Below are 26508 nucleotides of genomic sequence, written 5' to 3' on the forward strand. Positions count from 1 at the left end.
CCCCAGGTTGTTTACGAGTATGGATGTGAATTTTGCTGCTAACCAATGAATCTCAGGTCCGAGATGGTTCCGCTGGACACCAGCATGATGTACAGGTCGGTGAGGATCAGCGTGCCCAGCGTGATCCAGGCGAACAACATGTGCCTGGTGTTGAGCTTGCTGACCTGTGTCCAGACCCAATATCGGACAGGGTGTTTGGAGAAGTGCTTGAGCCGGCCGCCAGTGACATGCCGGCAAGAGTGGCAGGACACCGTGTACACCCACAGCAGGACGACGTTGGTCACCAGAATCACGTTGCCCAAGCCGAATCCGAAGCCGCCGGTCTTCTCGGAATGAAAGGCGACGATGGCGTCGTAGGTGTTGACGAGGGAGATGAGCGCGGCGGCGTAGAAGAAGTACCGGTGGATGTTCTGCATGATGAGCGGCAACTTGGTCTCACCGGAGTACTTCGCGTGAGGTTCGGCGACCGCGCAGGCTGTCGGGGACTGCCAGACCGACCGGTAGTACGCCTTGCGGTAGTAATAGCAGGTCAGCCGGAAGGCCAGCAGGAACGGCAGCGAGATGAACGCCATGGGGATGAACCACGGCAGCTCACCCACCCAATGGCCGAAATGGCTGGCCCCGGGCGCGCAGGCGGTGCTGACGCATGGCGAATAGAACGGCGTCAGGTAGTGGTACTGCGGCACCCAGTACGCGCTGCCCCAGAAGGCCCGCACGGTGGCGTAGATGACGAAGGTCGCCAGGCCGAGGTTGGTGAGTAATGGTGCGAGCCACCATTTGTCGGTGCGCAGGGTGCGCTCCGGAATGTGGGCACGCGAAGGCGAGAAGACCCCGGTGGCTTGACTCATCTGTAGCCACCAACTCCTTCGTCGTCGATATCGCCCCAGAACTCCCGGTCGTACTCGGTGTCGGGGATCTGAATCTTCTCGTTGCTGCCATGGCGGTGTTCATGCGGCGAGAGGTCCAGGTCCGCGGCGTCGATGTCCAGCCGCTCTACGTCATTGACGATGCGGCGTACGGCCGGCAGGTCGCCGTACCGAGACTCCAGGGAATGGACGCAGCGGCGCAGGCTGCCAAGTGCTTGGTTGAGCTCGGTGAGCTCCGTCTTCGTCGACATCGGACTCCTTGGGCTGAAGGTGTCGTGGATCACAGGCTACGACACCCATCTTGCCAGGACATCCGAACGGGAAGTGACACAAGTCACTGATGTCTTTGGTTAATTCAAGATCACCGGGCGGATTCCGCGATTGCTGTGCCGAGCTGTTCGGTGGTGGCGGTACCGCCGAGATCGGGGGTACGGACGCGACCTTCTGCCAGTACCTGGTCGACGGCCCGGCGGATCTTGTTGGCGGTGCCGGACTCGTTGAGATGATCCAGGAGCATTGCGCCGGCGAGTATCTGCGCGACGGGATTCGCGATGCCTTGCCCGGCAATATCGGGGGCCGAGCCGTGCACCGATTCGAACATGGAGATGGCCGTGCGTTCCGGGTTGATGTTTCCGGATGCCGCGAGCCCGAGTCCTCCGGTGACCGCTGCCGCCAGATCAGACAAGATATCGCCAAAGAGGTTTGACGCGACGATGACATCCAGGCTTCCGGGGTCGCTCACCATGCGCGCGGCGAGGGCGTCGACGTGCATCGACATGGACGGTACCTGCGGATACTCGGCGGCTATCTGATTGAAGATGCTGTCCCAGTATGGCATTGAATGAATGATGCCGTTCGACTTGGTCGCCGAGCAGACTCGGAACCCCGCCGAGGCGGCCAGTTCGAATGCGTACCGGATGATTCGCTCGCATCCGATGCGGGTGAAAACCGATTCCTGCAAAGCGAATTCGTGTTGATTGCCGCGATTGTGTACTCCACCGATGGTGGAGTATTCCCCCTCGGAGTTCTCGCGGACGATGACCATCGAGAGGGCGTCCGCGGAAACTCCGGCCAGGGGCGAGGCGATTCCGGGCAGTAGGCGTACTGGCCGCAGGTTCACGTATTGGTTGAACGCGCGCCGCAGCGGGATCAGCAGGCCCCACAATGACACGTCATCGGGGACGCCCGGGTATCCCACGGCGCCAAGTAGAATCGCGTCGAACGAGGCCAGCGTCGCCGGAGCGTCGGCCGGCATCATCGCCCCGGTCTTGGCGTATCGCTCACAGGAGTAGTCGAATTCGGTCCATTCGATTCTGCCGCCGGTGGCGGCATCCATCACCTTGACCGCCTCCCGGGTGACATCGACGCCGATGCCGTCGCCCGGGATGGTGGCTACTCGCATCCGGCCGCTCATACGGCCGCGCCGATGTATTTGGTCTCCATGAACTCCTCGATTCCCGCGAATCCCCCTTCGCGTCCTATTCCGGACTGTTTCACACCCCCGAACGGTGCGGCAGGAGTGGACACGACGGGTCGGTTCAGACCCACCATACCGGTCTCCAGTGCCTCGGACACGCGCCATCCGCGCCGGGTGTCATTGGTGTAAAGGTATGCCACTAAGCCAAATTCGGAATCGTTGGCGCGTGCGATCACTTCCTCCTCGGTATCGAAGCTCGCTATCGCGGCGACGGGGGCGAAGATCTCCGTGCGCATCATGTCGCTGTCATCGGGCACATCGGTCAATACCGACGGCGGATAGAAGTACCCGGTACCACCGGGCGCCTCGCCGCCCAATCTCACTGTGGCACCACGCTTGCGGGCGTCAGTGACCAGCCGACCGGCCTTGGACACGGCATCGGGGTCGATGAGCGGGCCCACCTCCACGCCCTGCTCGGTACCGCGACCCATGCGCAGGGCCGACATCCTCGCGGTGAGCGCTTCGGTGAACGGCCCGGCGATACCGCGCTGCACGTAAATGCGGTTGGCGGCGGTACAGGCCTGCCCGATATTGCGCATCTTCGCGATCAGCGCGCCGGCGGCAGCCTCGTCCGGGTCGGCGTCGTCAAAGACGATGAAGGGCGCGTTTCCGCCCAGCTCCATCGAGGTGCGTCTGACGGTAGCGGCACACTGCGCGAGCAGATAGCGGCCCACCTCGGTGGACCCGGTGAACGAGAGCTTGCGGACCCGCGGATCGGCGAGCAGCGGCGCCATGGTCGTGCCGGGGTCGGCGGTGGTGATGACCGAGACCACCCCCTCGGGTACGCCGGCCTCGCGCAGGATGCCCAGGAGGGCGAGCATCGATAGTGGTGTCTGCTCGGCCGGCTTGACCAGGCACGTGCAGCCCGCGGCCAATGCGGGGCCGATCTTGCGGGTCCCCATGGCCAGTGGGAAATTCCACGGGGTGATCAGCAGGCTTGGTCCTACCGGGCGGTGCGTCACGATCAACCGTGACTGGCCGTCGGGTGCCAGCATCACGCCGCCGTCCAGGCGCACGGCTTCGCCGGCGAACCAGCGGAAGAACTCTGCCGCGTAGGCGACCTCACCGCGCGATTCGGCCAGTGGCTTGCCCATTTCCAGGGTCATGAGCAGGGCCAGGTCTTCGGTGCGCTGGATCATCAGGGTGTACGCGCGCATCAGCACATCGGAACGCTGCTGCGGTGTGGTGGCGGACCAGGTTTGTTGGGCGGCAACGGCATTGTCCAGTGCGTTGAGTGCTGCGGAGCCATTCATATCGGCGACGTCGGCCAGCACTTCCTCGGTAGCGGGATCCACGACGGGGAACGTGGGGCCGTGGCCGTCCTGGTGGGTAAGGGCATTGGCGACCACCGAAGAGCTGGCCGACAGGGGGGTAGACACTGCGCCGGGATGCATGCCACCATGCTAGGGAGATTGTCAACAATCGACAATAGTTCCGAGTGTATCGATGGAGGGATGCCGTGACTGTCGGTCTTCGCGCAAGGGGCTCATCCGCAACCGCGTTATCGCCCGTTCTCAAGCAGGCCACCCCGGTGGTCGCAGCGCGAGGCCAGGGTTGCTATCTGTACGACGAAAGAGACCGCGAATACCTGGATTTCACCGCGGGTATCGGCGTGGTGAGCACCGGTCACTGTCATCCGCGGGTGGTCGAGGCCGCGCAGCGGCAGGTGGCCACGCTCATCCACGGGCAATACACGACCGTGATGCACCGCCCGCTGCAGAATCTGGTGCGGCGCCTTGGCGATGTACTGCCCCCGAACCTGGACTCGCTGTTCTTCGCCAACTCCGGCAGTGAGGCCATCGAGGCCGCCGTGCGGTTGGCACGACAAGCCACTGGCCGCCCCAATATCGTGGTATTCCAGGGTGGATTTCACGGGCGCACACTTGCCGCCGCCACCATGACCACGTCGGGCCCGCGATTCTCCTCGGGTATTGGCCCGCTGATGGCGGGTGTTTACAGCGCCCCGTTCCCGACGGCGTACCGCTACGGCTGGAGCGAGGCAGAGGCCACTCGATTCGCATTGCAAGAGCTCGACTACCTCTTCGCGACAGCTACAGCCCCCAATCAGGTGGCGGCGATGGTCATCGAGCCGGTACTCGGCGAGGGCGGGTACATTCCCGCCAACACCGAGTTCCTCACCGGCATTGCCGAGCGGGCGCGTGAGCACGGCATCCTCGTGGTGCTCGATGAGGTGCAAACCGGATTCGGACGTACCGGAGCGTATTTCGGACATCAGCATTTCGGTGTCACCCCAGACATTCTGGTGATGGCCAAGGGAATCGCGAGCGGTTTCCCCATCTCAGGCATCGCGGCCTCCGCCGAGTTGATGGGGCGCGCCTGGCCCGGTTCACAGGGCGGTACCTACGGAGCCAATGCCGTCGCGTGTGCGGCTGCGCTGGCGACCCTCGATGTGATCGAGGAGGAACGGCTTGTCGAGAATGCGCGGGCGCGCGGTCAGGAACTTCTCGACGGCGCGCGAAAGATTGCCGCTGACAGGGGAATCGACGGCGATGTGCGTGGACTCGGATTGATGGTCGGTGTGGAGTTCAGCCAGGATGGCCGGCCGGCGCCACACCTCGCGGCGCGGGCGCAGGCAGCGGCCGCTGAAAACGGCTTGCTGCTGCTCATGTGCGGTCCGCATATGAATGTGGTGCGGATGATTCCGCCGCTGGTGGTCACGGCCGACCAGATATCCGATGCACTCGGCATCTGGAACACCGTGGTGGCGGGGCTGTGATGGATCGCTACATCTCCATCACGCTGACCAAGCGGGGTGTCACCTGCCGTGCCCGGCTGCTGGACGCCGAGGCCCCGAGAACCTGTGAAACGGTGTGGAATTCGCTCCCGGCCGTGGGGCAGGCCTATCACGCCAAGTATGCGCGCAACGAGGTGTACACGCTGCTGCCGCCGCTACTCCCGGCACCCGGACGGGAAAACCCGACCATCACGCCGATACCCGGTGACGTGTGCTTCTTCGGTTTCGAGCCGTGGGAAATCGGCAACCCGGCCTACGGATACGAGCCTGGATCGGAAGCTCATTCGGCACAGGGCGCCACGGATCTGGCGATCTTTTACGGCCGGAACAACTTGCTGATCAACGGTGATGCCGGCTGGGTGCCCGGAAACGTCTTCGCGACCATCGAAGAGGGGCTGGGCGATATCGCCGCGGCCTGCCAGGATCTGTGGCTGACCGGAGTTCAGGGCGAGCAGCTGGCCTTTGCGCGGGCCTAGCCCGCGAGCACCCGTTCGGCGAAATGGCCCACCGCCAGCACCAGGTCGTCGCTGTGCCGCGGGCCTACGATCTGCATGCCGACCGGTAGCCCCTGCGAGGTTTTGCCGACCGGAATCGACAAGGCGGGTTGCTGAGTCATGTTGAACGGGTAGGTGAATGGTGTCCACTGCGCCCACCAGCGCATTCCGGAGTTCGGCGGGACGTCGGCACCCAGCGGGAACGCGGGAATCGGCACCGTCGGGGTGATCAGCACATTGTGCATTTCATGGAATGCGCCCATGGTGACACCCAATTGCACACACGTGTTACGCGCTGCCAGGTACTCGGTGGCCGAGGCGCCGGTTCCGGTGTCCCACATCTGAGCCAGCCCGGGGTCGATATCCGCACGCACGTCATCAAGGGCGCCATAGTTATTCAGACTGGCTGCCGCGCCTGCGGCCCAGAGGGTTTCGAATTCATCGATCGGATCGCTGAAGCCCGGGTCTGCGCGCGTGACCGGCAGGCCCGCCTCGTCGAGTGCGTTCACCGCGTTCTCCACCAGGTCGGCGACCTCGGGGTCGACATCGACGTAACCGAGTGTGGGGGAGTAGGCGATATCCAGACCGGTCATGTCGCGATATACCTGTGAGCGGTAGGTGGTGAGGGTCGGCGACAGTGACGTGGGGTCGCGATGGTCGGGCAGGCTGATGATGTCCATAAGCAGCGCAGCGTCTTCCACCGTTCGGGTAATCGGGCCACCGTGAGCGAGCGGACCGAACGGGCTGATCGGATACATCGGGATGCGACCGTGGGTGGGCTTGAAGCCCACCACACCGCAGAAGCTGGCGGGTATCCGGACGCTGCCTCCGCCGTCGGTGCCGATGGACATCGGTGCCATGCCGGCGGCCACCGCCGCCGCGCTGCCGCCGGAAGAGCCGCCGGCTGTGCGGCGCGGATCTGCCGGATTGTGGGTGACCCCGCGCTGATGGCTGTCGGTGACGCCCTTCCAGGCGAACTCGGGAGTGGTGGTCTTGCCGACCATGACCATGCCGTCGGCCCGGATACGTTCTACCGCGGGGCTATCCACATCCCACGGCCCGGCCGGATCGATCAGCCCGGAGCCGCGCAGGGTGGGCCAGCGCCGGGTGAGAAAGACGTCCTTGATGGAAATCGGCACACCGTCGAGTAGGCCGCGGGTGTAGTGGCCCCGCCACCGTTCCTCGGATTCGGTGGCCGCCGCCAGGGCAGCTTCCTCGTCAACGAGGCAGTACGCATTGATGGTGCTGTCGGTTTGGGCGATTTTGGACAGTACCGCCGCCGTGGCCTCCACCGGAGACAGCTCTCCCGAGGTGTACGCGGCCACCAGCTCCAGGGCCGTCATCTCGGTGGGGTCGGTCGGTTTATGCATTGCCGCGCATCCTGTTCTTGTCGACGATATTCAGAAGTTTTTCGCCCCGGAGATAGCGCTCGAAGTTGGTGACGAATTGGTCCTGCAGGCGGTCGGACCAACCGTGGACATCACCACTGTTATGCGGGGTGATGTGGGTGTTCGGCGTGCGCCACAACGGATGTCCCACCGGCAGTGGTTCAGGATCGGTGACATCCAGGGCGGCTCCGGCGATGGTGCCCCGGTTCAGTGCGGACACCAGATCCCAGGTACCCACCAGCTCACCGCGGCCCACGTTGATCAGCCGGGCGGTCGGTCGCATCGCCGAGAGCACGCGGGCGTTGACGACGGCATGTGTTTGGGTGGTGAGGGGTGCGGCAAGCACCAGGTATTCGACATCGCCCACATGTGAAGGCAAGTCGGCGGATTCGGTGCGGCCGAGCACCGTGACCTGCATTCCCACGGAGGTCAGGAGTGTGGCGATCGCCTGGCCGATCGGTCCCGTGCCGAGCACCGCCACCGGTACACTGTCGATGGACTCCGACCCGAAGTGCCGCCAGCTCAGTGCCGCCTGCGCTCGGGTGGAACGGCGAATATCCTTGGCGAAGGCCAGAATTTGTGCCAGCACGTATTCGGCGATGGGGCGCTCGAAGAGGCCACGTGAATTGGTGAGCACCACGTCGCTTTCGACGAGCTCATCGAACAGCACCGGATCGACGCCTGTCGAGGCGATGTGTACCCAGCGCAGTGAATCGGCGGCGGACCATGTTTCGCGTAGTGCGGTCGAGCGGAAGTCGTACACGAAGAGAATCTCGGCGCCGGGGAGCGCCGTCGCCAAATGGTCGGATTCCACCAGCCGTAGCTCAGCGGCCTCGGCCACGGGTGCGAGACGATCCGGAATCGAATTCGGGGCGTACTGCACGGCTGTTACTGGTTTATGCGCAGGCTGGTCATCCATGGCTGTCTGTCTTCGCGCAAGCTGCTCATCCGCGACAATCCGTCGGGCGCTCACGTTGACACGGTATGAAGATATCGTATGATTGTCAACAATCTGAGTTGCGATGAGCTGCTTACGCGAAGAGCGTCGGAAATGACCAGGTCTGGCTCAGGCGTAGAGCGATGCTGCGAGTGTTAGGTCCTGCCGGTGGATTTCTCGTCTCTTCCCGACTTCGCGGAGTCGGCTGATCAGCGCGGTATCGGCATCATCGCCCCCTTCGATCTCGCACTGGAACGTGAGCTGTGGCGATGGGTTCCGGCAGAGGTGTCACTACACCTGGCCCGGACGCCGTACGAGCCGGTACCGGTGAGCCGCGCCATGGCCGAGCTGGTGTCGAACACCTCCCACCTGCAGGCGGCCACCCGCGATGTATTGCATGTGGAGCCCGAAGTTGTTGCCTACCTGTGCACCTCGGGAAGTTTCATCCGCGGTGTCGAGCACGAGCGTGAGCTGGTCCAGGCCATCATGGCGGCGGGTGCCAAGTCCGCCGTCACCACCTCGGGGGCGCTGGCCGAAGCGGTGACCGCGCTGAACATCAACAGGATCAGCGTCATTACCCCGTATGACGCAGAGCTGACCGAACTGCTGGCGAAGTTCCTGGGGGAGTTAGGAGTAACGGTGGTGCGCACAGACCATTTGGGTTTGGGCGGGGGCATCTGGAAGGTCAACTATCGCACCGTTGCCGAACGGATTCTGGCCGCCGACACCGCCGATGCCGAAGCGATCTTCGTCAGCTGTACCAATCTGCGCACCTACGACGTGATCGATCCGCTGGAGCGGCTGCTGGGCAAGCCGGTACTGACCGCCAACCAACTGACCATCTGGGCCTGTCTGGACCGGATGAGTCTTCCCATGATGGGGCCGGGACGATGGCTCCGCGACGTATTCGGAGGAGGTACCTGATGTTGTCCGAGGGACGGCCACTCGCGCCGACGGTGGGGTTCATCTATCCGGATCACGCGGCCGAGTCGGATTACCCGCTGGTGGCGCGGCAGCTCGATATGAACTTCCCTGTTGTGCACATCTATGGCACCGATTTGCACGCGGTTCCCGAGTTGCTCGACCTGGGTAGCCCCGAGAAGCTCGCCGAGGGGGCTCGGTTGCTACGCCCCCACGATCCGGGCGCCGTCGTGTGGGCCTGCACCTCGGGAAGCTTTGTCTACGGCCCGCGAGGCGCGGCCGAGCAGGTCGCGGGTCTGTCGGAGTGCAGCGGCACTCCGGCGTCCAGCACGTCCTTTGCTTTTGTCAATGCTGCAGCTGCGCTGGGTGTTTCGAGGGTGGCTGTGGCCGCGAGCTATCCGCGCGATATCGCCGAGTTGTTCGTCGCATTTCTGGCCGCGCACGATATCGAGGTGGTGTCGATGGGCGAGGCGGGCATCGACACCGCCGCGGAGGTGGGCCGGCTTACCTCCGACCAGGTCGATGGGCTGGCCGATGCCAACGATCATTCAGATGCGGAGGCGCTGCTGATCCCGGACACCGCCATGCACACCATCGCGCATGTCGAGCGGCTCGAGTCGCGGCTGGGCAAGGCGGTATTGACCGCGAACCAGGTGACGGTGTGGGAAGGTTTGCGATTAATCAAAGAGGTGCCCGATTTCCCGGGTTTGGGGCGGCTTTTCAGGAGACGACATGACGACGCTGGTACCTGAGGAGTTCGCACCCCTGGAACGGCAGTCGACCGCGGAGCTGATCGCGGAGCGGTTGCGGATCGCGATCATGCGCGGTGTCCTGGCGCCGGGCGCGCAATTAGGCGAGGCATCACTGGCGGCGCAGTTCGCGGTGTCTCGTGGGCCGCTACGCGAAGCGATGCAGCGCTTGGTGTCCGAGGGTTTGTTGCGCAGTGAACGCAATCGCGGCATCTTTGTCATCGAGCTCACCGACGAAGACGTGCACGACGTCTACCGGTCGCGGGCCGCTATCGAGCGCGCGGCGCTGGAGTGCATTATGTCCGGCGATACCGTCACCGCGTACCGGCGTCTGCTCGTGCCGGTGGCTGTGATGACCGAGGCCGCCGCTCGTGGCGATGTCGTCGCCGTCACGGACGCCGATCAGGAGTTTCACGAGGTCCTGGTGGACTGCTCGGGGAGCCCGCGGCTGCGCCGCGCCATGCGCACGTTGCTGTTGGAGACGCGGATGCTGCTGGGTGAGCTACAGGGCACCTATGCGGACCTCGGCGAGCAGGTTCGCGAGCACGAGGTGCTCTGCGCGGCGATCGGTGCCGGGGACGCACCCGCCGCCTATCGGCTGATCGAGGAGCACATGCGCGATGCGGTCGTGCATCTCATGGCACGCCGCGGCTCCGCGAGCGGATCGGTGGAGTAAATCCGAGCCGGGCGAGGTTGGATGTAGGCATGTCCAACGATCTCGCTGCCAAGGCCGCCCTGCTGAAGTCTCTGCATGTTCCCGGTGATCCGGTATTTCTGCCGACGGTGTGGGATGCGTGGTCGGCCAAGCTGGCCGCGGATGCCGGATTCGCTGCGTTGACGGTGGGCTCGCATCCGCTGGCCGATTCCGTGGGCAAGCCGGATGCGGAGGGCATGTCGTTCGACGATGTGGTGGCGCGGGTCTCGCAGATCACGGCGGCGGTGGATCTGCCGGTGTCGGTGGATATCGAGTCCGGCTATGCGCAGACGCCGCAGCGTCTCATCGAAGGACTGATCGAAGCGGGCGCCGTCGGCCTGAACATCGAGGACTCCGTGCACAGCGAGGGCGGACGGATTCGTGAGCCCCAAGAGCATGCGGATCTTGTTGCCGCGCTTCGGGTTGCGGCCGACCAGGCGGGTGTCCCGGTGGTGATCAATGCGCGCACCGACATCCTCCTTCGGCAGATCGGCGACGAGTCGGATCGGGTGGATCGGGCCATCGCGCGACTGAAGCTGGCCGCTGAGGCGGGCGCCGACTCCCTGTATCCGGTGGGTCGCCATGAGCCGGATGTGCAGCGGCGCTTGACATCTGAACTGCCTCTTCCGGTGAACGCCATCGCGCTCCCGGACGTTGACGATCCGGCGTCGTTTGGCCCGCTGGGCGTCGGCCGGATCAGCTTCGGACCGTTCCTTCAGCGAGCGCTGTCGACGCGGGCCGAGGAGATCCTCGGACGCTGGCGTTAGGCCATATCGGCCGTCACCGGGTGTACCGCCGAGACCAACTGTGTGAGCAGTTCCGCGAGGCGATGATAGGCGTCTTCGCGCCCACTGGTCGCCCGGTACACCAAACCGATCCGGCGGCCAGGCACCGGATCTGCGAAGGTGGCCGTGGCCAGTCCGCCGCTCGCGGTTTCCGCCGTGACGGCGGTGCCGGGGATCAGGGTGACCCCGAGACCGCCCTCGACACATTGCACGGCAGTGGCCAGGGAGGCGGCGCGCGTGTGGCCGAGATCGGGGCGCACACCGGCAAGCTGGCACACCTCCAGGGCCTGATCGCGTAGACAATGGCCCTCGTCCAGCAACAACAACGGCATGTCGGCAAGCACCGCGGGATCGACGGCGCGGCTGCCTGCGAGTGGATGTCCGGACGGCAGGGCGAGGACGAAGTCCTCCCGGTACATGGGAATCTCCGCCATCCCGGGAGTTTGCGCGGGCAAGGCCATGACCGCGACGTCCAGTGACCCGTCGGCCAGGGATCGCAGTAGCCGTCCGGTCTGGTCCTCGGTGACCCGCAGTGACATCTCGGGGAACTCGCGGGCCAGACCGCTGAGCATCATGGGCAGCACGTAGGGCGCCACTGTGGGGATCAGGCCCAGTCGCAGCGTCTGCGCAAAAGGGTCGCGCACGCCGCTTGCCGCAGAGGTGAATTCGTCCACCGCGGTCAGCGCGGCGATGGCCTTCTCCAGGAGCGCCTCGCCCTCGGGGGTGAGCAGCACCTTGCGGGTGTTGCGTTCAACAAGCCGCACGCCGAGCCCTTCTTCGAGCATGGACAGGGCCTGCGAAAGCGAGGGCTGGCTCACGCCAAGCTCGGCGGCCGCGCTGCCGAAATGGCGTTTACGTGCGATAGCCACAAAAGCGCGCAGACCGACCACTGTCGGCTGATAACTACGATCGGACATACCTATTAATATAGTGCCAACAATCACGTTTTGTTTTGGACGAGTTTCCGGCACGATGGTGCCAGTAAGCATTCAGTGAATATTTGACGGAACACATGAAGGAGAATCGTGACTCTGCGGACCATCGGCGATGAATTCCCGGCCTACAACCTGACTGCGGTCATCGGCGGCGATCTGTCGAAGGTGAACGCGCAGCAGCCCGACGACTACTTCACCACTGTCACCAGCGACGACCACCCCGGCAAGTGGCGTGTGATCTTCTTCTGGCCCAAGGACTTCACCTTTGTGTGCCCCACCGAGATCGCCGCGTTCGGCCGTCTGAACGACGAGTTCGCCGACCGCGACACCCAGGTGCTGGGCGCCTCCGTGGACAACGAGTTCGTGCACTTCCAGTGGCGCGCTCAGCACGAAGACCTCAAGACGCTCCCGTTCCCGATGCTCAGCGACCTCAAGCGCGAGCTGGCCGAGGCCGCGGGCGTGCTGAACTCCGATGGTGTCGCCGACCGCGCCACCTTCATTGTCGACCCCGACAACATCATCCAGTTCGTCTCTGTCACAGCCGGTTCTGTGGGCCGCAATGTCGAAGAGGTACTCCGTGTGCTGGACGCACTGCAGTCCGACGAGCTGTGCGCCTGCAACTGGCGCAAGGGTGACCCGACCATCGATGCGGGCGAGCTGATGAGCGCGGGCGTCTGACATGGGTATTGACAACCTGAAGGAAGCGCTGCCGGAGTACGCCAAGGACCTCAAGCTCAACCTGGGTACGGTCGCCCGTGGCACCGTGCTGTCCCCGAGCCAGCTCTGGGGCACCCTCGTCGCCACGGCGGCTGCCACCCGGAACGAGCAGGTGTTCAAGGAGATTCGCGACGAGGCAGCGGGCATCCTGGCCCCCGAGGCCCTTGATGCGGCGTTGGGCGCCGCGTCCATCATGGCGATGACCAACGTGTTCTACCGCGGTCGTGGTTTCCTCGATGGCGCCTATGACGACCTGCGCCCGGGGCTGCGGATGAACATTATCGGTAACCCCGGTGTTGACAAGGCCGAGTTCGAGCTGTGGTCCTTCGCGGTGTCGACCATCAACGGCTGCCACTTCTGCGTCGGTTCGCACGAGAAGGTGCTGCGTGAGGCCGGACTGACCCGCGAGCAGGTGCTCGAGGCCCTCAAGATCGCGGCGATTGTTGCCGGTGTCGCACAGGCGCTGGCCACGGTGCCCGCGCTCGTCTAAGTAACGTCACAAAGGCCGCCTGCATGAGTGTGCAGGCGGCCTTTGTCGTACCGGGATGGTTACGAATTGTTCAGTGCACTCAGCGCTGACTGTGTGGTCAGGATTCTCGCCGTGCGCTCCGCGCACCAGGCCAGCGCCTGGTCGTGTCCCGTGGAGGTGTAGTCCGCGACGGCGTCGGAGACGATGAATGCCTGGATGTCGTTCTGGACGGCATCGGTGGACGTAGCGGTGATCCCCGAAAAGGCGTAGACGCCCACGATGATCAGTTGGTCCCGGTCGGTGTTGCGCAGGATCTCCAGGAGATCGGAACGGAAGAACTCGCTGTACTTCCATTTGGTAAGAACGGTATCGGCGGCCGTCGGTCCGAGCGGATCGACGATGGCCCGCTCGGCGTCATCGTCCGGCATGCCGGGACCGTAGAGCTGGCCGAAGAGCCCGCGTTGCTCTTTCGTCATGCCCCCGGGTTGTGCTGAGTAGTACACCGGTACCTGGTGCGCATGCGCGGTATCGAGCAGGCTCTTGATGTTCTCGAGCACTGTCGCGATGGGATCAGACTGCGGCGCATACGCCTTGATGAAGTAGTGCTGCATGTCGTGGACCAGCAGCACTGCGCGATCCGGTTCGAGCGTCCAGGGCGCGCTGGTGGCCGGCACGTGGATTGCGCTGAACGGGTATGTGATTGACCCGGTAGGCCGGACGTCGGCATGTGCGCTCCCGGGCACGGCGAGAGCCAGTGCTGCGGCCGGTAATGCCACAGAGCTCGAACGAAGGAAGGTGCGTCTACGCATCGGGCTACTCTCCCACTTGAACGCGGGTAGTGGGAATGGCAAGGAACACACGACGGGTCGGGGCGAGGCTAGGAGACCGGCGTACGCCTCACTCTGTCCAGACATCCTCGACATAGCGATCGGCTTCGACGAGTTCGATGAGCCAGTCTCGGGCCTGGGACTCGTCCGCGCCGGTGTGTTCCCGGTAGATGTGTAAGAACGCATCTCGGACGGCGGGGGCCATCTTGCCGCCATCGCCACAGACATATACATGCGTCTGTTTGGCGGGATCGCCGAGCAGATCCCAGATGTCGTCCGCGTCGGCGGCAATCCGGTCTTGTACGTACTTGACGCCGTTCTCGGATACGCGGGAGAACGCCGGGCGCATCTGGACCGCACCGGACCGCTCCGCGGCCTCGAACTCCTCGCGGAAGAGATAGTCCACCTCGGGGTGTCGAATGCCGAAGAAGCACAGTGCCGGGGCGAACGGCTCACCGGCGTCCAGCGCCGCCAGCCGGTCACCGACAAAGCCACGGAACGGTGCGACCCCGGTACCGGCGCTGACGAGGATGACATTCCGGGAGGGGGCGGCCCCTGCCCGGAACGCTTGTCGGGCTTGGTCAACCCGGGCCCGGATATGTTGTCCCGGTAAGACGTTGGCCAGATAGTTGGAGGCGACCCCCTGGAAATCTCCGAACCCTGATCTCGCTGGGGCGTCGAGCACGCTGACGACCAGCTCGACGACTCTCGGACTTTGCCGGTTTGAGGAGGCTATCGAATAGTGCCGTGGGGTCATCGGTTCGAACAGTTCAAGCAGCTCGGCCCGTGACAACTTGGTGGCGGGGAACTCCAGCAGACACCCTGCGATGCCGAGCGAGCGAGTTTCCGGATGAGCGGCGAGCGCCTCCAGCGCGGCCCGTTCCGGTGGGCAAGGGTTCGCCGCCGCCAGTCGAAGCAGTTGAGTTCTCGTGGCCGGTTTGCGTAGCTCCAGGAAATGGGTCAGTAACTCCCGCACGCTGACCTCGCGATCCAGGGCGATGGCCCGACGGGTGCTGCGCCGGGCATTGACCGATATCCGCCGGTCGAGTACGAGACCGAGGAGTTCAGCGGCCTTGTCCACTAACTCGGGCTGGTTGTCCGCGAGGACGGTGAGATGATCGCCTGTGCGGTAATCGATGTCGGCGGGCAGTGCGATACGTACCAGCCGCTTCGCCTGCCCCAGAGAATTGTCGGCGCTGACTAATTCACGGTTGTCCAGGACGGTCATCGGCACCACCTCGAACCGGGCATCGATCGCCGCCGTCACGGGCCCGTCGATGGCGCGCAGTTCGTAAAGGGGCGCCTCGAGCGGGACGGTGGAGGCATCCGCGCCGGTGACACCGCCCAACGAAGTCCACAGGGCTTGCGAAAATGCCTCGACGGTGCCCGCGAAATCGCCGGAAGTGTCTGCTTCACCTCGAGGGAGGATCGGTGCGCCGCCGTATGCGGCGAGACCTTCGTCGATCCTCCTGGGTATTGCTTGGTAGGTCTCAGCCCAGTTCCGGTCGCCGATTCCGAGGACTGCGTAGCGCAACCCGTTGTCCGGGTGAGGTTTTACGCTATCGAGCCAGGCGAGAAACTGCCGGGCGTCGTCGGTCGGTTGACCGTTGTAGGACGCGGCGACCACGACCATCGCGCCCTCGGTGGGTAGGGCTTCTACCGCGTCATCCAGGGGAGCGACGGTCGTCCGGTATCCAAGATCGGAGGCTTCCTCGGCCAGTTGGTGTGCCAGTGCCCGGCAGGTGCCGAGATTTGAGCCATGGAAGACGGTCAGTGTCGATCCCGGCGCGGCGGTGGCCGTCGGTTGGCGCGTCTCGTGCGGTGCGACGGTAGCGGCGGCGGCTGACTCATGCCGGCGGTCCTGGGAAGTGCGTCGCGCCAAGCCAACTCGGAAGCCGACGGGTTTCCGAATGAGATCGCTGTGGGTGCGCAGCTGGTAATGCTCGGAGTCGATGAAGCGGTATCGGTGTACCAGTGTGGCGATCGCCATGGTCGCCTCGTGCAGTGCGAACTGCCGTCCGATACAGGACCGGGCTCCGGTGCCGAAGGGTTTGAACAGGTTTACCGGCCGCCCGGCCGATCTTTCCGGTGAGAACCGGTCAGGATCGAAGATCTCCACGTTGTCACCCCATTGCGGCTGCCGGTGCAACGAGGTGGTGAGGACGGTGACAACCTCGCCCTGCCGCACCGGATAACGCCCCGCGAGCATGGTGTCTTCCGTGGCCATGCGGTCGAATTCGCGGACCGGTGGCGAGAGCCTCAACGTCTCGTCCACGATTTGGCGGATGTAGCGAAGCTTGCCAATCTCGTCGAACGTGGGCGTGTGTTCATCGTCCGGCCCGAAAAGGCCGTCAACCTCCGCCTGGGCCCGATAAAGCACGGCAGGGTTCTTGACCAGGCTGTAGAGCGCGGTGGGCATCACGGTGGACGTGGTGTCCTGCCCGGCGATCAAGAATGTGAGGACCTGAGAGTGAATGCTGCTCAGTTCCAGTGCCGGTCCTGTCTCAGAACCAGGTGCGAGCATGAGCCCCAGCAGATTTTCATGCTCGGCGGCACCGTCGCCGTGCTGGGCGATGAGCTCGTCGATGAAGGTATGTAGTTTCTGCTGTTCCGCCGCGAACAGATCCTGGTCGCCGCCTCGCGGGGCCAGCATCTGTTGCAGCGCAAGGGCGAAGCTCAGCGGGACCGGCGCGAGCCCCTCTCGCTGATAGGAGTCGAACCGTGTCCCGAACCCGGCCAGCCCGACGGTGTCCATGGCCAGTTTTGCCAGATCCTCGGCGACATCCACAAACGGGCCGCCGGCGCACTCGTCCCAGCGGGCGAGGAGCTGGCGGTTGATATCGAGCATGGCGGGGTGATAGTTGCGCAGACCGCTGTAGCTGAAGCCGGGGAGCAAGACATCGTGGGCCTTCTGCCAATTCGGCTCGCCCGGGTAGGCAGTGAACAACCCGTCGCCAGCAAGGGGACGGAATCGATCCAATCGGTCGGTGATGCCCTTGATGAATCGGGTCTCGTCGCAGAGCTCCTCGACCAGATCCAGCGAACAGGCGTACAGCCGCCGTGAAACCCCGAAGTCCGCGTAGAAGAGCGGTCCGAACTCTTCGACAAGCAGATCTGCGGGCAGTGCGTACGGTCGGCCAGGCAGCGGGCCGGATGGCAGTGTTCGTCCGTCGGCGCAGGGAATCCCGTCGATTTCCGGAGGGAGCGCGGGTGATGTGTATTCGCCCGTTTCCACCACTCGAATATCGCGGCTCATGTGTGTCCACCCTTCGTTTCCGGCGGTGTAGTCAAATGTCTACATCATGCGTCGACCATCACTGTACACATATGACTACGGCCCCCGGTGTGGCCCGGAACAGGGGGTGGTTCGATTGTCCTGCGCCTGGGCGTTCGCGCATGTGATACCGGTGAAATCTCCTGGCGGGAGACGCCGGGTTTCGGGAAACTCCCGGTTACGCGCTGGGTGAGCAGGTTGTGGTGTTGTCGGGGACCTGACCGTCGGGGCCTTTGCAGCGGTGTCCCAGTAGCGCGACCAGTCGCTGGACCACCGTCTCGGCCGCGCCGTCGGTCAGCTTGTCCTTGGCGTAAGTGGTGTGCGAGACGATGTCTCCGCCTTGTGGGTCGCAGAAGAAGTCGCCCGGGTTGCACACGTCAATCACCTTGTGCAGCAGGTCTTCACGGATCGAAGGGCTCTGGTCGACGCCGGGTGGCCGGACGTTCTTGGGATCCCCGAAGAGCACGATGGAGACGATGCGGTCTTCCAGTCCGGCAGGCAGGGGATTGGTGAAGGTGTAGGTCCCCGGCGGAGTGTTGCCCAACAGCACGTCCACCACCGCCGCTCCCTGGGCATACCCGCCGACGACGAATTTCATCTTCGGGCAGTCGGCGGCCGTCTTCTGGATGTGCTTACTCAGATCATCGGACCCCTTGCCGGCCTGGAGGAAGTCGATGCTCGCGGGGTAGTCGACCCCGTATGTGTCGATGCTCATTCCCTTGGCGCCCCGCAGCTGTTTCTTCACCGCATCGGTGAAGGACTTGCCGACATCCCCGAGTCCCGCCGGCTCGTTGGTACCGCGCGCGAATGCCAGGTCGATGTCGGCGCAGCTCGATGCGTGCGCCGGCGCCGGCGACTGCATTGCATAGCCGCCGAACAGGATGGGGAATGCAGCGACGGCAGAGGCCGCCCGACACATTGCGGTTCGCACTCGCTATGCCTTTCGTGGTGGACTGCGTGGACAATCGCGTTATTCGTCCAATCCAACGTACCGAGCGCCCGAATTGGCCACTCAGCGGATCAAATATGTGACGGGGTTGCGACACGGCCGAATTAGTGATGTTGCTCTCACCGGGATATGGTGCTGCGAAGCCGGTTCGAATATCGGGTCTGTAGCAAGCGGTTGCCCAGTTGTGGCGGCGGAAACAGGCATGGTGGCCCGTCCGGCGGTGGGGTGGGGTGGAAGTTGCCTGTCATGACTTGCAACATACGAGCACGTCAAGGCATTGCTCAGATAAGTTACCCTGTCCGTGGGCTCGGGGTTCCAACGCGAAAGACAAGGTGAAATGTCAAGAGAGTTGACCGACCTTGAGATGCTCAGCGAGTTGGAACCCGTTGCTGAAGCCAACCTCAACCGGCATTTGTCTGTGACCACGGAGTGGCATCCGCACGACTATGTTCCCTGGGATCAGGGTCGCAATTTCGCGCAAATGGGCGGCGAAGACTGGGATCCCGAGCAGTCGCAGCTGAGCGAGCTCGCAAAAGCGGCGATGATCACCAATTTGCTCACCGAGGACAACCTGCCGTCCTATCACCGTCAGGCAGCCAAATACTTCGGTCTGGATGGCGCCTGGGGGACCTGGGTGGGCCGCTGGACCGCCGAGGAGAACCGGCACGGCATCGTCATCCGCGATTACCTCGTCGTCACGCGTGGAGTGGATCCGGTGGCCCTGGAACGCGCACGCATGGAGCACATGACCGCGGGCTTCGACGCCACCGACGAAGAGGAATCGGTACACAAGACCGATTTCCTGTTGTCGGTCGCTTACACCACGCTGCAGGAACTGGCGACCCGAGTCAGCCATCGCAACACCGGCAAAGTGTGTAATGACCCCGTCGCCGACCGGATGCTGCAGCGCGTGGCCGCCGACGAGAACCTGCACATGATCTTCTATCGCAATATGTGCAGTGCCGCACTGGATCTCGTTCCGGATCAGGCATTGGAAGCGATCGGCGCGGTGATCGAGAACTTCCGGATGCCCGGGCAGGGCATGCCCAACTTCCGTCGTAACGGCGTGCTGATGGCCAAGCACGGTATCTACGACCCGCGTCAGCATCTCGAAGAGGTGGTCACGCCGAACCTCCGCAAGTGGCGCATTTTCGATCGCAACGATTTCAGCGCCAAGGGCGAAGCGCGTCGCGATCAGTTGGCCGCCTACGTGGAAGACCTGAAATGCCAAGTGGTCAAGTTCGAGGAACAGCGCGACCGCATGCTCGCCCGCGAAGCCAAGAAACGAGAAGCCCACGCCGGCTAGCGCGGGCTCCTCGTCTGGCGTCTCGGATTACTTGGTGATCTCGATTTTCTGCACCTCGGCATTGGCGTGCGCACCGGCGACCTTGATGGTCAGGATGCCCGCGTCGTAGCTCGCCGAGATCGCGTCACCCGTCACATGGTTGGGCAGGGTGAAGCTGCGACGGAAGGTGCCGTAGCGGACCTCGCGCAGCACGCGTCCTTCTGTCTGTTCGGCGCGCTCGTCACGACGCTCACCGGACACCACCAGCTTGCCGCGCTCGACCTCGACCGTGACGTCCTTATCGACGTCGACGCCGGGAAGATCGAGACGTACCAGGGCGTCATCTCCGTCCTTCACCACTTCGGCGGATGGGACGAAACCGGGGGTGGGCCAGCTCGTCGCCGGGCCGAAGGACTGTCGTACCAGGGCGTCGAACTCGGCGAACGGGCCGCGACGCGTCCACACCAGATTGCTCATAGCTCTCTCCTCATCTGTGGGCCGGAATCTCGGACCGGCCGTCACTCCTTCAAACTTGAGCGCCACGCGCTTAAGTTCCTTTTTCGGTACGCCCAGGGCGAACGGGGTTTATCTGGCCCCGCGGAATATCGGTGAGCCACCTGTCGAGTGGCGCGGTGATCTCGATAGGCCTCGATAGGCCTCGATAGGCAAGGTGTTTCGGTATTGCGCGCCGGAGGCCAATTCCAAGGTTGGCCCGGTAACCTCGCCGCGTGCCCGAGCAGCCAGCAGAGAACCAGAAGGCGTCAGCACGCGTCGTGCTCCGGCACGCCCTGGCCAGCGCGGGACCGTCTCTCGGGACCTACTACCTCTTGCGTGCAGCGGGGCAGCCCGAGATCCACGCGTTGATCGCGGCCACCGTGGTTTCCGGCATCCAGGTGCTGTTCAAGGTCGCCAAGAACCGCAAATTCGACGTGCTGTCGGGCTTTCTGATGTTCAACTTCGGGCTCAGCCTGGTCATCGCGCTGGTCACTTCTGACGCGCGCATGGCTCAGGTGTCCAACACCATTCCCGGGATCTTGCTTTCGCTGTTCCTGATAGGCAGCGCCCTGGTCGGTAAACCGCTCACCGAGTTGATGATCGCCAAAGCTCGGCCCGGGCGAATCGACGAGATCGCGGCCGAACACCACTGGACCGATGAGGACGTCACGTCGTATCACCGGATGCATGTGCACGTGACTTTGTGGTGCGGTGTCATCAGCCTGCTGCTGTCCGTCATCTCGATCGTCATCATCTACAGCTTCTCGGTCGATGTAGCCCAGGCGGTGAACCAAATCTTCTCCCTGGTGACCACGATTGGCCTGATCATCGGCATGATTGTGGTTATCCGTCGCTACCTGCAGCGCGTGACGTACGACTCGCCTGCGGCGTAACGAACGGATACAGTCGCGCGGTGTCCCTGACCACCGAGCAGCCCGATACCGAGAACGGGATCTCGCCCCGGCAGCTGTTGATCGAGGGACTGCTCAATATCGGACCGGCGCTGTGCGCCTATTTCGGGCTGCGCCTGGTCGGATTCTCGGAGCTGCATGCGCTGATGGCCGCGACCGCGGTGTCGGCCACCCAGGCACTGGTGAAGATGGCGTGGAAGCGGGCACTCGACCCGGTTTCGCTACTGGTGGTGCCGATCTTCGGAGTCAGCCTCATCATGGCGTGGCTTACCCGCGACCCCCGCTTGTCGCAGGTCACCAACGAGGTACCCGGCATGCTGCTGGCTACGTACTTCCTGGTCAGCGCACTCATCGGTAAACCACTGACCGAGCTGCTGGTCACCAAGCTGTGGCCCGGCGGTGTCGAGAAACTTGCAGCGGAACAGGGCTGGACCGACGAGGACCAACGCTCGTACCACCGGCTGCATGTACTTGTCAGTTTCTGGTGCGGGATCTTCAGCCTGCTGTTCTGTGCCCTGATGGTCGTGATCATCTACAGCTTCTCGGTCGACGTGGTGCAGGCCGTCAATCCGGTGGTGTCCATGTTCACCACCGGTGGGCTCATCGTGGGCGTGGTCGTCGCGATCCGGATGTACCTGCGGCGCAAGGAACGAGCGCTGTCGGGCCGGTAGGCGTATGTTTCTCAGGCTCTCTCAGATTGCGTCGGTACCGTCGCTGTGGTGAGTGGGTTGGGTAAGGGTGCAGGGAAATTCACACTCGGCCATGCATTGGTCAGCGCAGGGCTCGGACTGGGAACGTACTACGGCATGCGTCTGCTGGGCGCTTCGGAGTTGCATGCCCTGATGGCTGCGGCGGTAGTCTCGGCGCTGCGCGTCATCTACACCGCATTGCGGGACAAGCGCTTCGACATTGTCGCGGGATTCATCATGCTGATGCACGGTGCGACACTTGTGGTCGCGCTGCTGACCAGCTCGCCGCAGCTGGCGCAGCTCACTCACGTGGTCCCGGTGGTGCTGTTCGGCCTGTTCTATGTGGGTAGCTGCCTGACCAAACGACCACTCACCGAGGTCATCGTCGACATGATTCGCCCGGGCTGGGTGGCACGTCATCACTGGAGCGATGCGGACTTGCGTGCCTATCACCGGATGCATGTGCGGCTCTGCGTGATCGTCGGCTCGCTGGAATTGGTGCAGGCCGCCGTGATGGCGGGCGTGATCTTGCGGTACCCGGTGGATATCGCGCAGGTGCTCAACGGCCTATTGGCGACGGTGGGAAGCGCCGCGCGGCTGGCGTTCGTGATCGCGATGATCTGGATCTTCCTGCGCCGCCGCGGCCATCACCAGCCGTCGCCGCTGCGCCAATCACAGGTCAGTGAGCCAGAGGGATCGACTCCTGAACTCATCGGCAGTACGTGCACGCCCTCGTCGGTGGCCGGCACGATGCCTTCGGGGGTCATCACAGGCGTAGTTCCGACCCAGGGCACCCAGCCACGCGCACGATAGAACGGAGCGACGTCGTCGCCGGCACTCAGCGCGCCTAGTTCGTAGGCGCCCCGCAAGACTTGTTCGGCCGCGTCCATGATTGCCGCGCCAAGTCCATGTCCGCGCCAGTCGCTATCTACCGCAACGCCTTCCACATACCCGGCGCGTAGCGCACGCCCCTGGTGCAGCAGCCGGCGCTGGATCACCGCGGCATGGGCGATGAGTATGCCGTGGTACCAGATGAGCGCATGCATCCCGCCGAGGCAATGCTCCCAGTCTTCCTCGGTGAAGTCGCCCTCGAATGCCTCTACGAGTAAATCGCGTGCCGCACAACGTGTTTCGCTATCCAGGTCGGCGGTGTGAATCAGCCGTGCGGTGTGGGTCCGGATGACGGGGACGGTTGGCATATTGGACACAGCACACATCTCCTAAGTTATGCGCGGTCTTGACCAATAGAACCGGACGGATTGTCCTGGCCGCACCTGGGCGGCCAGATCCACGTCGTGATCGGTGATCACGCCGATGACCGGATAGCCTCCGGTCACCGGATGGTCGGGGCCCAGGATGACGGGCTGGCCGCCGGGCGGCACCTGGATGGCACCGCGCACCACGCCCTCGCTAGGCAGCTGCCGCGCCGGGTCGCGCAGTTCCAACGGTTTGCCGATCAGCCGGGTACCCACCCTGTCGCTGCGGTCGGAGACGATCCAGTTTCCGTGGATCAGCGCATCGGGGTCGGCGAACCAATCGTCACGCGGGCCGGGCACCACCTTGAGTTCTACGACATCATCGGAGATCGTCGCCACGGGAGCCTGCTCCACCTCCGGGAAGGAGGGGGATCGTGGTCCGACCGGCAGTCTGTCGCCGGCCTGCAGCGGCTTGGGTCCGATGCCGGACATGATGTCGAAGCTGCGTGAGCCCATCACCGGTGCCACACTGACCCCGCCGCGCACCGCCACGTAGCTGCGCAATCCGCTGCGTGGTGCGCCTAGCGACACGACATCCCCGTGCTGGACCATGACGATGCTGTTGGTGCCGAAGGGAATTCCGTTGACGGATGGGTCGGTATCGGCGCCGGTGACCGCCACCACCACATCGTCGCCGGACACCCGAAATGACATACCGCCCAGGGTCACCTCGATGGTCGCCAGGTTGTCGGGATTGGCCACCAGCCGGTTGGCCAGGGAATGTGAACGGCGGTCCGCCGCCCCCGAGCGTCCGACACCCATGGCCGCCTTGCCGACGCGGCCGAGGTCCTGGACCAGGGCGAGTGGGCCGGTGCGCATCACTTCCAGGGTGGGCCTCATGACGTCACCTCCCGAAACTGGACACGAGTGCCCGGGGTGAGCAGAGCGGGCGGGTTGCGGTCGAGATCCCACACGACGGCGTCGGTGGTGCCGATCAGCTGCCAGCCGCCGGGGGACTCGCGTGGGTAGATCCCGCTGAATTCGCCGGCGAGTGCCACCGCGCCGGCGGGCACCTTGGTACGCGGGTCGGCGCGGCGGGGGATGGCAAGGCGGGGATCACCTCCCACGAGATACGCGAATCCCGGTGAGAATCCACAGAATCCGACCGTCCAGACCGTTCCGGTGTGCGCTGCGATGACGCCGTCCACACTCAACCCGGTGTGCTCGGCGACCTCCTCGAGATCGAGACCGTCATACCGGGCCGGGATGGTCACCGGTGGTGCCGCGGTGTCATCCAGCGTGCCGGGCGGTGCCGTGCGCTGTGTCAGCCGGTGACGAACTATGGGCTGGTCAGCCGGGGCGCGGAGCTTGAGGAGGACGGTGCGGGAGGCGGGAACGATGTCGGTGACGCCGTCGATAGGGTCGGCATTCAGTGCTGACGTCCACGCCAGCACTTCCTGCACGGATGCGCATTCGAGCAGTAACGCCCGATCCCCGTGATCCCGCACCTTCAAATCCGTTGCGGTACTCATATTTCGACGGTACCCCCGTGGCTGCGCCTAGGGGCGCATTTATTCCGCCTGTGTATAAGTCGGCTCGTTCCGCTTGATGTAGGCGATCACCCGATAGGTAACGGGAAGCATCACGATCTCCACCACCGACTTGAAGACCCAGCCCAACGCCGTGTACGTGGCCAGCTGGCCGAAGGTGTGAATACCGAGGGCGGTGGCCGCAATGGAGCAGAACACCAGCGAATCCGCGAATTCGCCGACGACCGTCGAGCCCACCAACCGAGCCCACAGATGCCGTTCCTTGGAGCGCTTCTTCATCCGCACCACGACGAGCGCGTTAAGTGTTTGTCCAACAAGGTATCCGGCGAGCCCGGCAACCATGAGCGTGGTGATGCTTTCCACGATGGTGGCGAAGGCCTCTTGGTTGGGGTAGAACTCGGCGGGCGGCAGTATTTTGGCAGTCCACAACACCAAGCACGCGAGTGCCTCCATCGCGAACCCGAGCAGGATCACCCGGTTGGTGGCGCGATACCCGTAGACCTCACTGAGCACATCGCCGATCACGTAGCTAAGGGGAAACAGCACAAACGCGCCATCGGTGATCAGCGACCAACTGCCGACCACGGGCCCGAAACCAATTGCCTTGGTGGCAGCCACGTTCGAGATAAGTACGACTCCGACAAAGACGGCGGACAGTAGCGGATAGTAGCTGCGGCCTACCTGGGCGAAGACCACCTGCTCTTGCGGACTCTTCTCGATGTCGCTTGTCGCCATTCCGCGAAGTCTAGGGTGCGTGCTTGCACTGGGGTGCGGGTGGATTTGTCGCGCAGGGCCGTGGGCGGTTGGGCACGGTGGCAGCCGAGTAGATCAGCAGTGCCGCCGCGGCCAGATACACGATGAAGGCGATCATGACGGCGCGCAGCCGCTGTCCGCGGGCAAACACCAGCGGCAAGGTGCCTGCGGCCAGCAGCCCGAACGGGATGGCGAGCATCATCCCTAAGATCAGGCCGTAGCCGTGCGGATCGGCGAACGGATCCGAAGACAGCCGGGACGACAACACCATGAATGCCGCCAGCCCGAAGATGCCGAGGGCGGTGGCGCCGATGACACCGCCAACCACGCGAATCGCGACGTCAGCCCAATACGGTTGCGGGCGCGCGGGTGGGTAGGTCATCACCCCGAAATTCGGGCCAGCTGCGGAACCAGGTTGTCGACCACGTAGGTCAGGCTCAGCGGTGAGCTGAAGTTGATGGCCCCGGCCAGCTCCTTGGTGGTGAAGATGCTGCGATCCACCAGCGAGGGGCCCAGCTTGGTGATCACGGGATCGGCCTTGAGCGCGGCGGTCTGCTCATCGGATTCGGTGCCCCACAACAGCACGTCGGCCTGGCCGAGGACGGTGGCGAGCTGGTCGGCCGGAAGATGCGCGAGCTGATCGCCCTTGGCGTAGGTCTCCAGCTCGGTAGGCGTGGTCAGCCCGAGGCCGGCGAGGAATCCGGTGCGTGGTCCGGACCGGTAGGCGATGGCCTGTCCGTCGAGCAATTCGCCCTGCAGGTAGACGACCTTCTTGTCCTTGAACCCGGCGTGTGTGGACGTGGCGGAGCTGAACTTGCTGTCGACTGCCTGAACCACCGCGTCCATCTCCGCGGGCTTGAACACCGCCTGGCCAATGGCCTTGGCCTGGTCCTTCCAGGGTTCGAAAAACGCGTATCGACCGGACTGGGCGATGGTCGGAGCGATCCCCGAGAGCGTGGTGTAGGTGTCCTGGTCGAGCCCGGCGTCGGCGGCAAGGATGAGGTCGGGCTTCAGGGATGTGATCTTGTCGACCATCAGCCCGTCGGTGAGGGTAAGCACTTCGGGTGTGGCGCCACCGAGCCGCGCTGTGGCCCATGGCCAGGTTGCGAAGGGGAAGCCGCCGTACCAGTCGGTGACCGCTATCGGGATGATTCCCAACGCCAGCAGGTAGTCGTGGCCGGTGTAGCCGGCGCTGACGATGCGCTTCGGCGGTGCCTTGACCTCGGTCTTACCGAATGCGTGCGTGATGACGGCGGTGCCGTCGCGCTCCGATGTGGGGGTTGCGTCCTTGGTGCAGGCGGCCAGCGCACTGCCCGCGGCGAGGGCGGCACCGGCGGCAAGAAGTCCGCGGCGAGTGATCATCCCAGGTGGCACACATCGAGAGTAGCTGGC

General features: G+C 64.1%; 28 protein-coding genes and 1 pseudogene. 12 read left to right on the forward strand and 17 right to left on the reverse strand.

Annotated features, from left to right (window positions below):
* Nucleotides 1-38 precede the first annotated feature (38 nt).
* The 4 genes from B4393_RS09015 to B4393_RS09030 all read right to left on the reverse strand — a co-directional run bounded on the left by B4393_RS09015 (nucleotide 39) and on the right by B4393_RS09030 (nucleotide 3692).
* Complete coding sequence (locus B4393_RS09015) at nucleotides 39-848, reverse strand: hypothetical protein (protein ID WP_070938076.1); 810 nt, start codon at nucleotides 846-848, stop codon at nucleotides 39-41.
* Complete coding sequence (locus B4393_RS09020) at nucleotides 845-1117, reverse strand: hypothetical protein (RefSeq protein WP_078281168.1); 273 nt, start codon at nucleotides 1115-1117, stop codon at nucleotides 845-847. Before B4393_RS09020 ends, B4393_RS09015 begins: the two co-directional genes overlap by 4 nt.
* Before the next feature lie 110 nt (nucleotides 1118-1227).
* Entirely contained in the window at nucleotides 1228-2280 is a 1053-nt protein-coding gene (locus B4393_RS09025; protein WP_078333817.1) for an isocitrate/isopropylmalate dehydrogenase family protein, read from the reverse strand.
* On the reverse strand, nucleotides 2277-3692 hold the full coding sequence (locus tag B4393_RS09030; protein ID WP_191988860.1) for an NAD-dependent succinate-semialdehyde dehydrogenase: 1416 nt from the start codon (nucleotides 3690-3692) through the stop codon (nucleotides 2277-2279). Before B4393_RS09030 ends, B4393_RS09025 begins: the two co-directional genes overlap by 4 nt.
* 110 nt (nucleotides 3693-3802) lie before the next feature.
* Between B4393_RS09030 and B4393_RS09035 the strand changes: the two genes are divergently transcribed.
* Together B4393_RS09035 and B4393_RS09040 are read left to right on the forward strand one after the other, a co-directional pair.
* Entirely contained in the window at nucleotides 3803-5080 is a 1278-nt protein-coding gene (locus B4393_RS09035; RefSeq protein WP_078333819.1) for an aspartate aminotransferase family protein, read from the forward strand.
* The gene (locus B4393_RS09040; RefSeq protein WP_070938080.1) at nucleotides 5080-5574 is read left to right on the forward strand and encodes a DUF3830 family protein; all 495 of its coding nucleotides are present in this window, start codon (nucleotides 5080-5082) and stop codon (nucleotides 5572-5574) included. The genes B4393_RS09035 and B4393_RS09040 overlap by 1 nt, the downstream gene beginning before the upstream one ends.
* Here the strand turns inward: B4393_RS09040 and B4393_RS09045 are convergent.
* Together B4393_RS09045 and B4393_RS09050 are read right to left on the reverse strand one after the other, a co-directional pair.
* Complete coding sequence (locus tag B4393_RS09045) at nucleotides 5571-6962, reverse strand: amidase (RefSeq protein WP_078333820.1); 1392 nt, start codon at nucleotides 6960-6962, stop codon at nucleotides 5571-5573. The two genes, B4393_RS09040 and B4393_RS09045, sit on opposite strands and share 4 nt — an antisense overlap.
* The gene (locus tag B4393_RS09050) at nucleotides 6955-7899 is read right to left on the reverse strand and encodes a D-2-hydroxyacid dehydrogenase (protein WP_078333821.1); all 945 of its coding nucleotides are present in this window, start codon (nucleotides 7897-7899) and stop codon (nucleotides 6955-6957) included. Before B4393_RS09050 ends, B4393_RS09045 begins: the two co-directional genes overlap by 8 nt.
* 186 nt (nucleotides 7900-8085) lie before the next feature.
* On the opposite strand from B4393_RS09050, the gene B4393_RS09055 reads away from it, so the two are divergent.
* Genes B4393_RS09055 through B4393_RS09070 form a run of 4 tightly spaced genes read left to right on the forward strand, consistent with a single transcriptional unit; the run spans nucleotide 8086 to nucleotide 11048 of the window.
* Nucleotides 8086-8841 carry a maleate cis-trans isomerase family protein gene (locus tag B4393_RS09055; RefSeq protein WP_070938083.1) on the forward strand — a complete coding sequence of 252 codons (756 nt, stop codon included), beginning with the start codon at nucleotides 8086-8088 and terminating at the stop codon, nucleotides 8839-8841.
* Entirely contained in the window at nucleotides 8841-9590 is a 750-nt protein-coding gene (locus B4393_RS09060; RefSeq protein WP_078333822.1) for a maleate cis-trans isomerase family protein, read from the forward strand. Before B4393_RS09055 ends, B4393_RS09060 begins: the two co-directional genes overlap by 1 nt.
* A complete protein-coding gene (locus B4393_RS09065) occupies nucleotides 9571-10263 on the forward strand; it encodes a GntR family transcriptional regulator (RefSeq protein WP_078333823.1) in 693 nt (230 codons plus the stop codon). The genes B4393_RS09060 and B4393_RS09065 overlap by 20 nt, the downstream gene beginning before the upstream one ends.
* 29 nt (nucleotides 10264-10292) lie before the next feature.
* Complete coding sequence (locus tag B4393_RS09070) at nucleotides 10293-11048, forward strand: isocitrate lyase/PEP mutase family protein (RefSeq protein WP_078333824.1); 756 nt, start codon at nucleotides 10293-10295, stop codon at nucleotides 11046-11048.
* Here the strand turns inward: B4393_RS09070 and B4393_RS09075 are convergent.
* On the reverse strand, nucleotides 11045-11983 hold the full coding sequence (locus B4393_RS09075; RefSeq protein ID WP_078333825.1) for a hydrogen peroxide-inducible genes activator: 939 nt from the start codon (nucleotides 11981-11983) through the stop codon (nucleotides 11045-11047). The two genes, B4393_RS09070 and B4393_RS09075, sit on opposite strands and share 4 nt — an antisense overlap.
* Before the next feature lie 108 nt (nucleotides 11984-12091).
* On the opposite strand from B4393_RS09075, the gene B4393_RS09080 reads away from it, so the two are divergent.
* Together B4393_RS09080 and B4393_RS09085 are read left to right on the forward strand one after the other, a co-directional pair.
* The gene (locus tag B4393_RS09080; RefSeq protein ID WP_070938088.1) at nucleotides 12092-12679 is read left to right on the forward strand and encodes a peroxiredoxin; all 588 of its coding nucleotides are present in this window, start codon (nucleotides 12092-12094) and stop codon (nucleotides 12677-12679) included.
* 1 nt (nucleotide 12680) lies between these two features.
* Nucleotides 12681-13208: a carboxymuconolactone decarboxylase family protein gene (locus B4393_RS09085; RefSeq protein ID WP_078333826.1), complete on the forward strand. Its 528-nt coding sequence runs from the start codon at nucleotides 12681-12683 to the stop codon at nucleotides 13206-13208.
* Nucleotides 13209-13267: 59 nt separating this feature from the next.
* On the opposite strand, the gene B4393_RS09090 is transcribed toward B4393_RS09085, so the two are convergent.
* The 3 genes from B4393_RS09090 to B4393_RS09100 form a co-directional block, all read right to left on the reverse strand.
* Nucleotides 13268-13996 carry an isochorismatase family protein gene (locus tag B4393_RS09090; RefSeq protein WP_078333827.1) on the reverse strand — a complete coding sequence of 243 codons (729 nt, stop codon included), beginning with the start codon at nucleotides 13994-13996 and terminating at the stop codon, nucleotides 13268-13270.
* Nucleotides 13997-14084: 88 nt separating this feature from the next.
* The gene (locus tag B4393_RS09095) at nucleotides 14085-17270 is read right to left on the reverse strand and encodes a bifunctional cytochrome P450/NADPH--P450 reductase (protein ID WP_078333828.1); all 3186 of its coding nucleotides are present in this window, start codon (nucleotides 17268-17270) and stop codon (nucleotides 14085-14087) included.
* Nucleotides 17271-17466: 196 nt separating this feature from the next.
* On the reverse strand, nucleotides 17467-18219 hold the full coding sequence (locus B4393_RS09100; RefSeq protein WP_413816138.1) for a cutinase family protein: 753 nt from the start codon (nucleotides 18217-18219) through the stop codon (nucleotides 17467-17469).
* A 355-nt stretch (nucleotides 18220-18574) separates the two neighbouring features.
* Here B4393_RS09100 and B4393_RS09105 point away from each other — a divergent pair, with 355 nt between their 5' ends.
* The gene (locus B4393_RS09105) at nucleotides 18575-19543 is read left to right on the forward strand and encodes an acyl-ACP desaturase (RefSeq protein ID WP_078281183.1); all 969 of its coding nucleotides are present in this window, start codon (nucleotides 18575-18577) and stop codon (nucleotides 19541-19543) included.
* Nucleotides 19544-19570: 27 nt separating this feature from the next.
* Here the strand turns inward: B4393_RS09105 and B4393_RS09110 are convergent, their stop codons facing one another.
* Nucleotides 19571-19999, reverse strand: a complete 429-nt coding sequence (locus tag B4393_RS09110; protein ID WP_078333829.1) for an Hsp20/alpha crystallin family protein — start codon at nucleotides 19997-19999, stop codon at nucleotides 19571-19573.
* 251 nt (nucleotides 20000-20250) lie between these two features.
* Here B4393_RS09110 and B4393_RS09115 point away from each other — a divergent pair, with 251 nt between their 5' ends.
* From B4393_RS09115 to B4393_RS28365, 3 genes and pseudogenes are all read left to right on the forward strand, one after another.
* The gene (locus B4393_RS09115) at nucleotides 20251-20910 is read left to right on the forward strand and encodes a VC0807 family protein (RefSeq protein ID WP_078333830.1); all 660 of its coding nucleotides are present in this window, start codon (nucleotides 20251-20253) and stop codon (nucleotides 20908-20910) included.
* A gap of 20 nt (nucleotides 20911-20930) precedes the next feature.
* Nucleotides 20931-21599, forward strand: coding sequence for a VC0807 family protein (locus tag B4393_RS09120; RefSeq protein ID WP_078333831.1), 669 nt, complete (start codon nucleotides 20931-20933; stop codon nucleotides 21597-21599).
* A gap of 48 nt (nucleotides 21600-21647) precedes the next feature.
* Nucleotides 21648-22208 (forward strand): annotated as a pseudogene (locus tag B4393_RS28365) (VC0807 family protein); the annotation flags it as partial.
* 56 nt (nucleotides 22209-22264) lie between these two features.
* Here B4393_RS28365 and B4393_RS09125 read toward each other — a convergent pair.
* The 6 genes from B4393_RS09125 to B4393_RS09150 are packed head-to-tail and all read right to left on the reverse strand — an operon-like array spanning nucleotide 22265 to nucleotide 26478.
* Nucleotides 22265-22834, reverse strand: coding sequence for a GNAT family N-acetyltransferase (locus B4393_RS09125; RefSeq protein ID WP_109558271.1), 570 nt, complete (start codon nucleotides 22832-22834; stop codon nucleotides 22265-22267).
* A gap of 3 nt (nucleotides 22835-22837) precedes the next feature.
* Nucleotides 22838-23713 carry a 5-oxoprolinase subunit C family protein gene (locus B4393_RS09130; RefSeq protein ID WP_078333832.1) on the reverse strand — a complete coding sequence of 292 codons (876 nt, stop codon included), beginning with the start codon at nucleotides 23711-23713 and terminating at the stop codon, nucleotides 22838-22840.
* Nucleotides 23710-24345, reverse strand: a complete 636-nt coding sequence (locus B4393_RS09135) for a 5-oxoprolinase subunit B family protein (RefSeq protein WP_078333833.1) — start codon at nucleotides 24343-24345, stop codon at nucleotides 23710-23712. Before B4393_RS09135 ends, B4393_RS09130 begins: the two co-directional genes overlap by 4 nt.
* 39 nt (nucleotides 24346-24384) lie before the next feature.
* Entirely contained in the window at nucleotides 24385-25098 is a 714-nt protein-coding gene (locus B4393_RS09140; RefSeq protein WP_078333834.1) for a queuosine precursor transporter, read from the reverse strand.
* A 10-nt stretch (nucleotides 25099-25108) separates the two neighbouring features.
* Complete coding sequence (locus B4393_RS09145) at nucleotides 25109-25498, reverse strand: hypothetical protein (RefSeq protein WP_078333994.1); 390 nt, start codon at nucleotides 25496-25498, stop codon at nucleotides 25109-25111.
* The gene (locus B4393_RS09150; protein ID WP_078333835.1) at nucleotides 25498-26478 is read right to left on the reverse strand and encodes an ABC transporter substrate-binding protein; all 981 of its coding nucleotides are present in this window, start codon (nucleotides 26476-26478) and stop codon (nucleotides 25498-25500) included. Before B4393_RS09150 ends, B4393_RS09145 begins: the two co-directional genes overlap by 1 nt.
* Nucleotides 26479-26508: the final 30 nt, after the last annotated feature.

The organism is Mycobacteroides franklinii (assembly GCF_002013895.1).
GTDB classification, from domain to species: domain Bacteria; phylum Actinomycetota; class Actinomycetes; order Mycobacteriales; family Mycobacteriaceae; genus Mycobacterium; species Mycobacterium franklinii.

Excerpts from the sequence above, each read along its gene's own strand:
- B4393_RS09015 (WP_070938076.1), bottom strand. The coding sequence starts at position 848 with ATGAGTCAAGCCACCGGGGTCTTCTCGCCTTCGCGTGCCCACATTCCG.
- B4393_RS09020 (WP_078281168.1), bottom strand. The coding sequence starts at position 1,117 with ATGTCGACGAAGACGGAGCTCACCGAGCTCAACCAAGCACTTGGCAGC.
- B4393_RS09025 (WP_078333817.1), bottom strand. The coding sequence starts at position 2,280 with ATGAGCGGCCGGATGCGAGTAGCCACCATCCCGGGCGACGGCATCGGC.
- B4393_RS09040 (WP_070938080.1), top strand. The coding sequence starts at position 5,080 with ATGGATCGCTACATCTCCATCACGCTGACCAAGCGGGGTGTCACCTGC.
- B4393_RS09045 (WP_078333820.1), bottom strand. The coding sequence starts at position 6,962 with ATGCATAAACCGACCGACCCCACCGAGATGACGGCCCTGGAGCTGGTG.
- B4393_RS09050 (WP_078333821.1), bottom strand. The coding sequence starts at position 7,899 with ATGGATGACCAGCCTGCGCATAAACCAGTAACAGCCGTGCAGTACGCC.
- B4393_RS09060 (WP_078333822.1), top strand. The coding sequence starts at position 8,841 with ATGTTGTCCGAGGGACGGCCACTCGCGCCGACGGTGGGGTTCATCTAT.
- B4393_RS09065 (WP_078333823.1), top strand. The coding sequence starts at position 9,571 with ATGACGACGCTGGTACCTGAGGAGTTCGCACCCCTGGAACGGCAGTCG.
- B4393_RS09070 (WP_078333824.1), top strand. The coding sequence starts at position 10,293 with ATGTCCAACGATCTCGCTGCCAAGGCCGCCCTGCTGAAGTCTCTGCAT.
- B4393_RS09075 (WP_078333825.1), bottom strand. The coding sequence starts at position 11,983 with ATGTCCGATCGTAGTTATCAGCCGACAGTGGTCGGTCTGCGCGCTTTT.
- B4393_RS09085 (WP_078333826.1), top strand. The coding sequence starts at position 12,681 with ATGGGTATTGACAACCTGAAGGAAGCGCTGCCGGAGTACGCCAAGGAC.
- B4393_RS09090 (WP_078333827.1), bottom strand. The coding sequence starts at position 13,996 with ATGCGTAGACGCACCTTCCTTCGTTCGAGCTCTGTGGCATTACCGGCC.
- B4393_RS09095 (WP_078333828.1), bottom strand. The coding sequence starts at position 17,270 with ATGAGCCGCGATATTCGAGTGGTGGAAACGGGCGAATACACATCACCC.
- B4393_RS09105 (WP_078281183.1), top strand. The coding sequence starts at position 18,575 with ATGTCAAGAGAGTTGACCGACCTTGAGATGCTCAGCGAGTTGGAACCC.
- B4393_RS09110 (WP_078333829.1), bottom strand. The coding sequence starts at position 19,999 with ATGAGCAATCTGGTGTGGACGCGTCGCGGCCCGTTCGCCGAGTTCGAC.
- B4393_RS09125 (WP_109558271.1), bottom strand. The coding sequence starts at position 22,834 with ATGTGTGCTGTGTCCAATATGCCAACCGTCCCCGTCATCCGGACCCAC.
- B4393_RS09130 (WP_078333832.1), bottom strand. The coding sequence starts at position 23,713 with ATGAGGCCCACCCTGGAAGTGATGCGCACCGGCCCACTCGCCCTGGTC.
- B4393_RS09135 (WP_078333833.1), bottom strand. The coding sequence starts at position 24,345 with ATGAGTACCGCAACGGATTTGAAGGTGCGGGATCACGGGGATCGGGCG.
- B4393_RS09140 (WP_078333834.1), bottom strand. The coding sequence starts at position 25,098 with ATGGCGACAAGCGACATCGAGAAGAGTCCGCAAGAGCAGGTGGTCTTC.
- B4393_RS09145 (WP_078333994.1), bottom strand. The coding sequence starts at position 25,498 with ATGACCTACCCACCCGCGCGCCCGCAACCGTATTGGGCTGACGTCGCG.
- B4393_RS09150 (WP_078333835.1), bottom strand. The coding sequence starts at position 26,478 with ATGATCACTCGCCGCGGACTTCTTGCCGCCGGTGCCGCCCTCGCCGCG.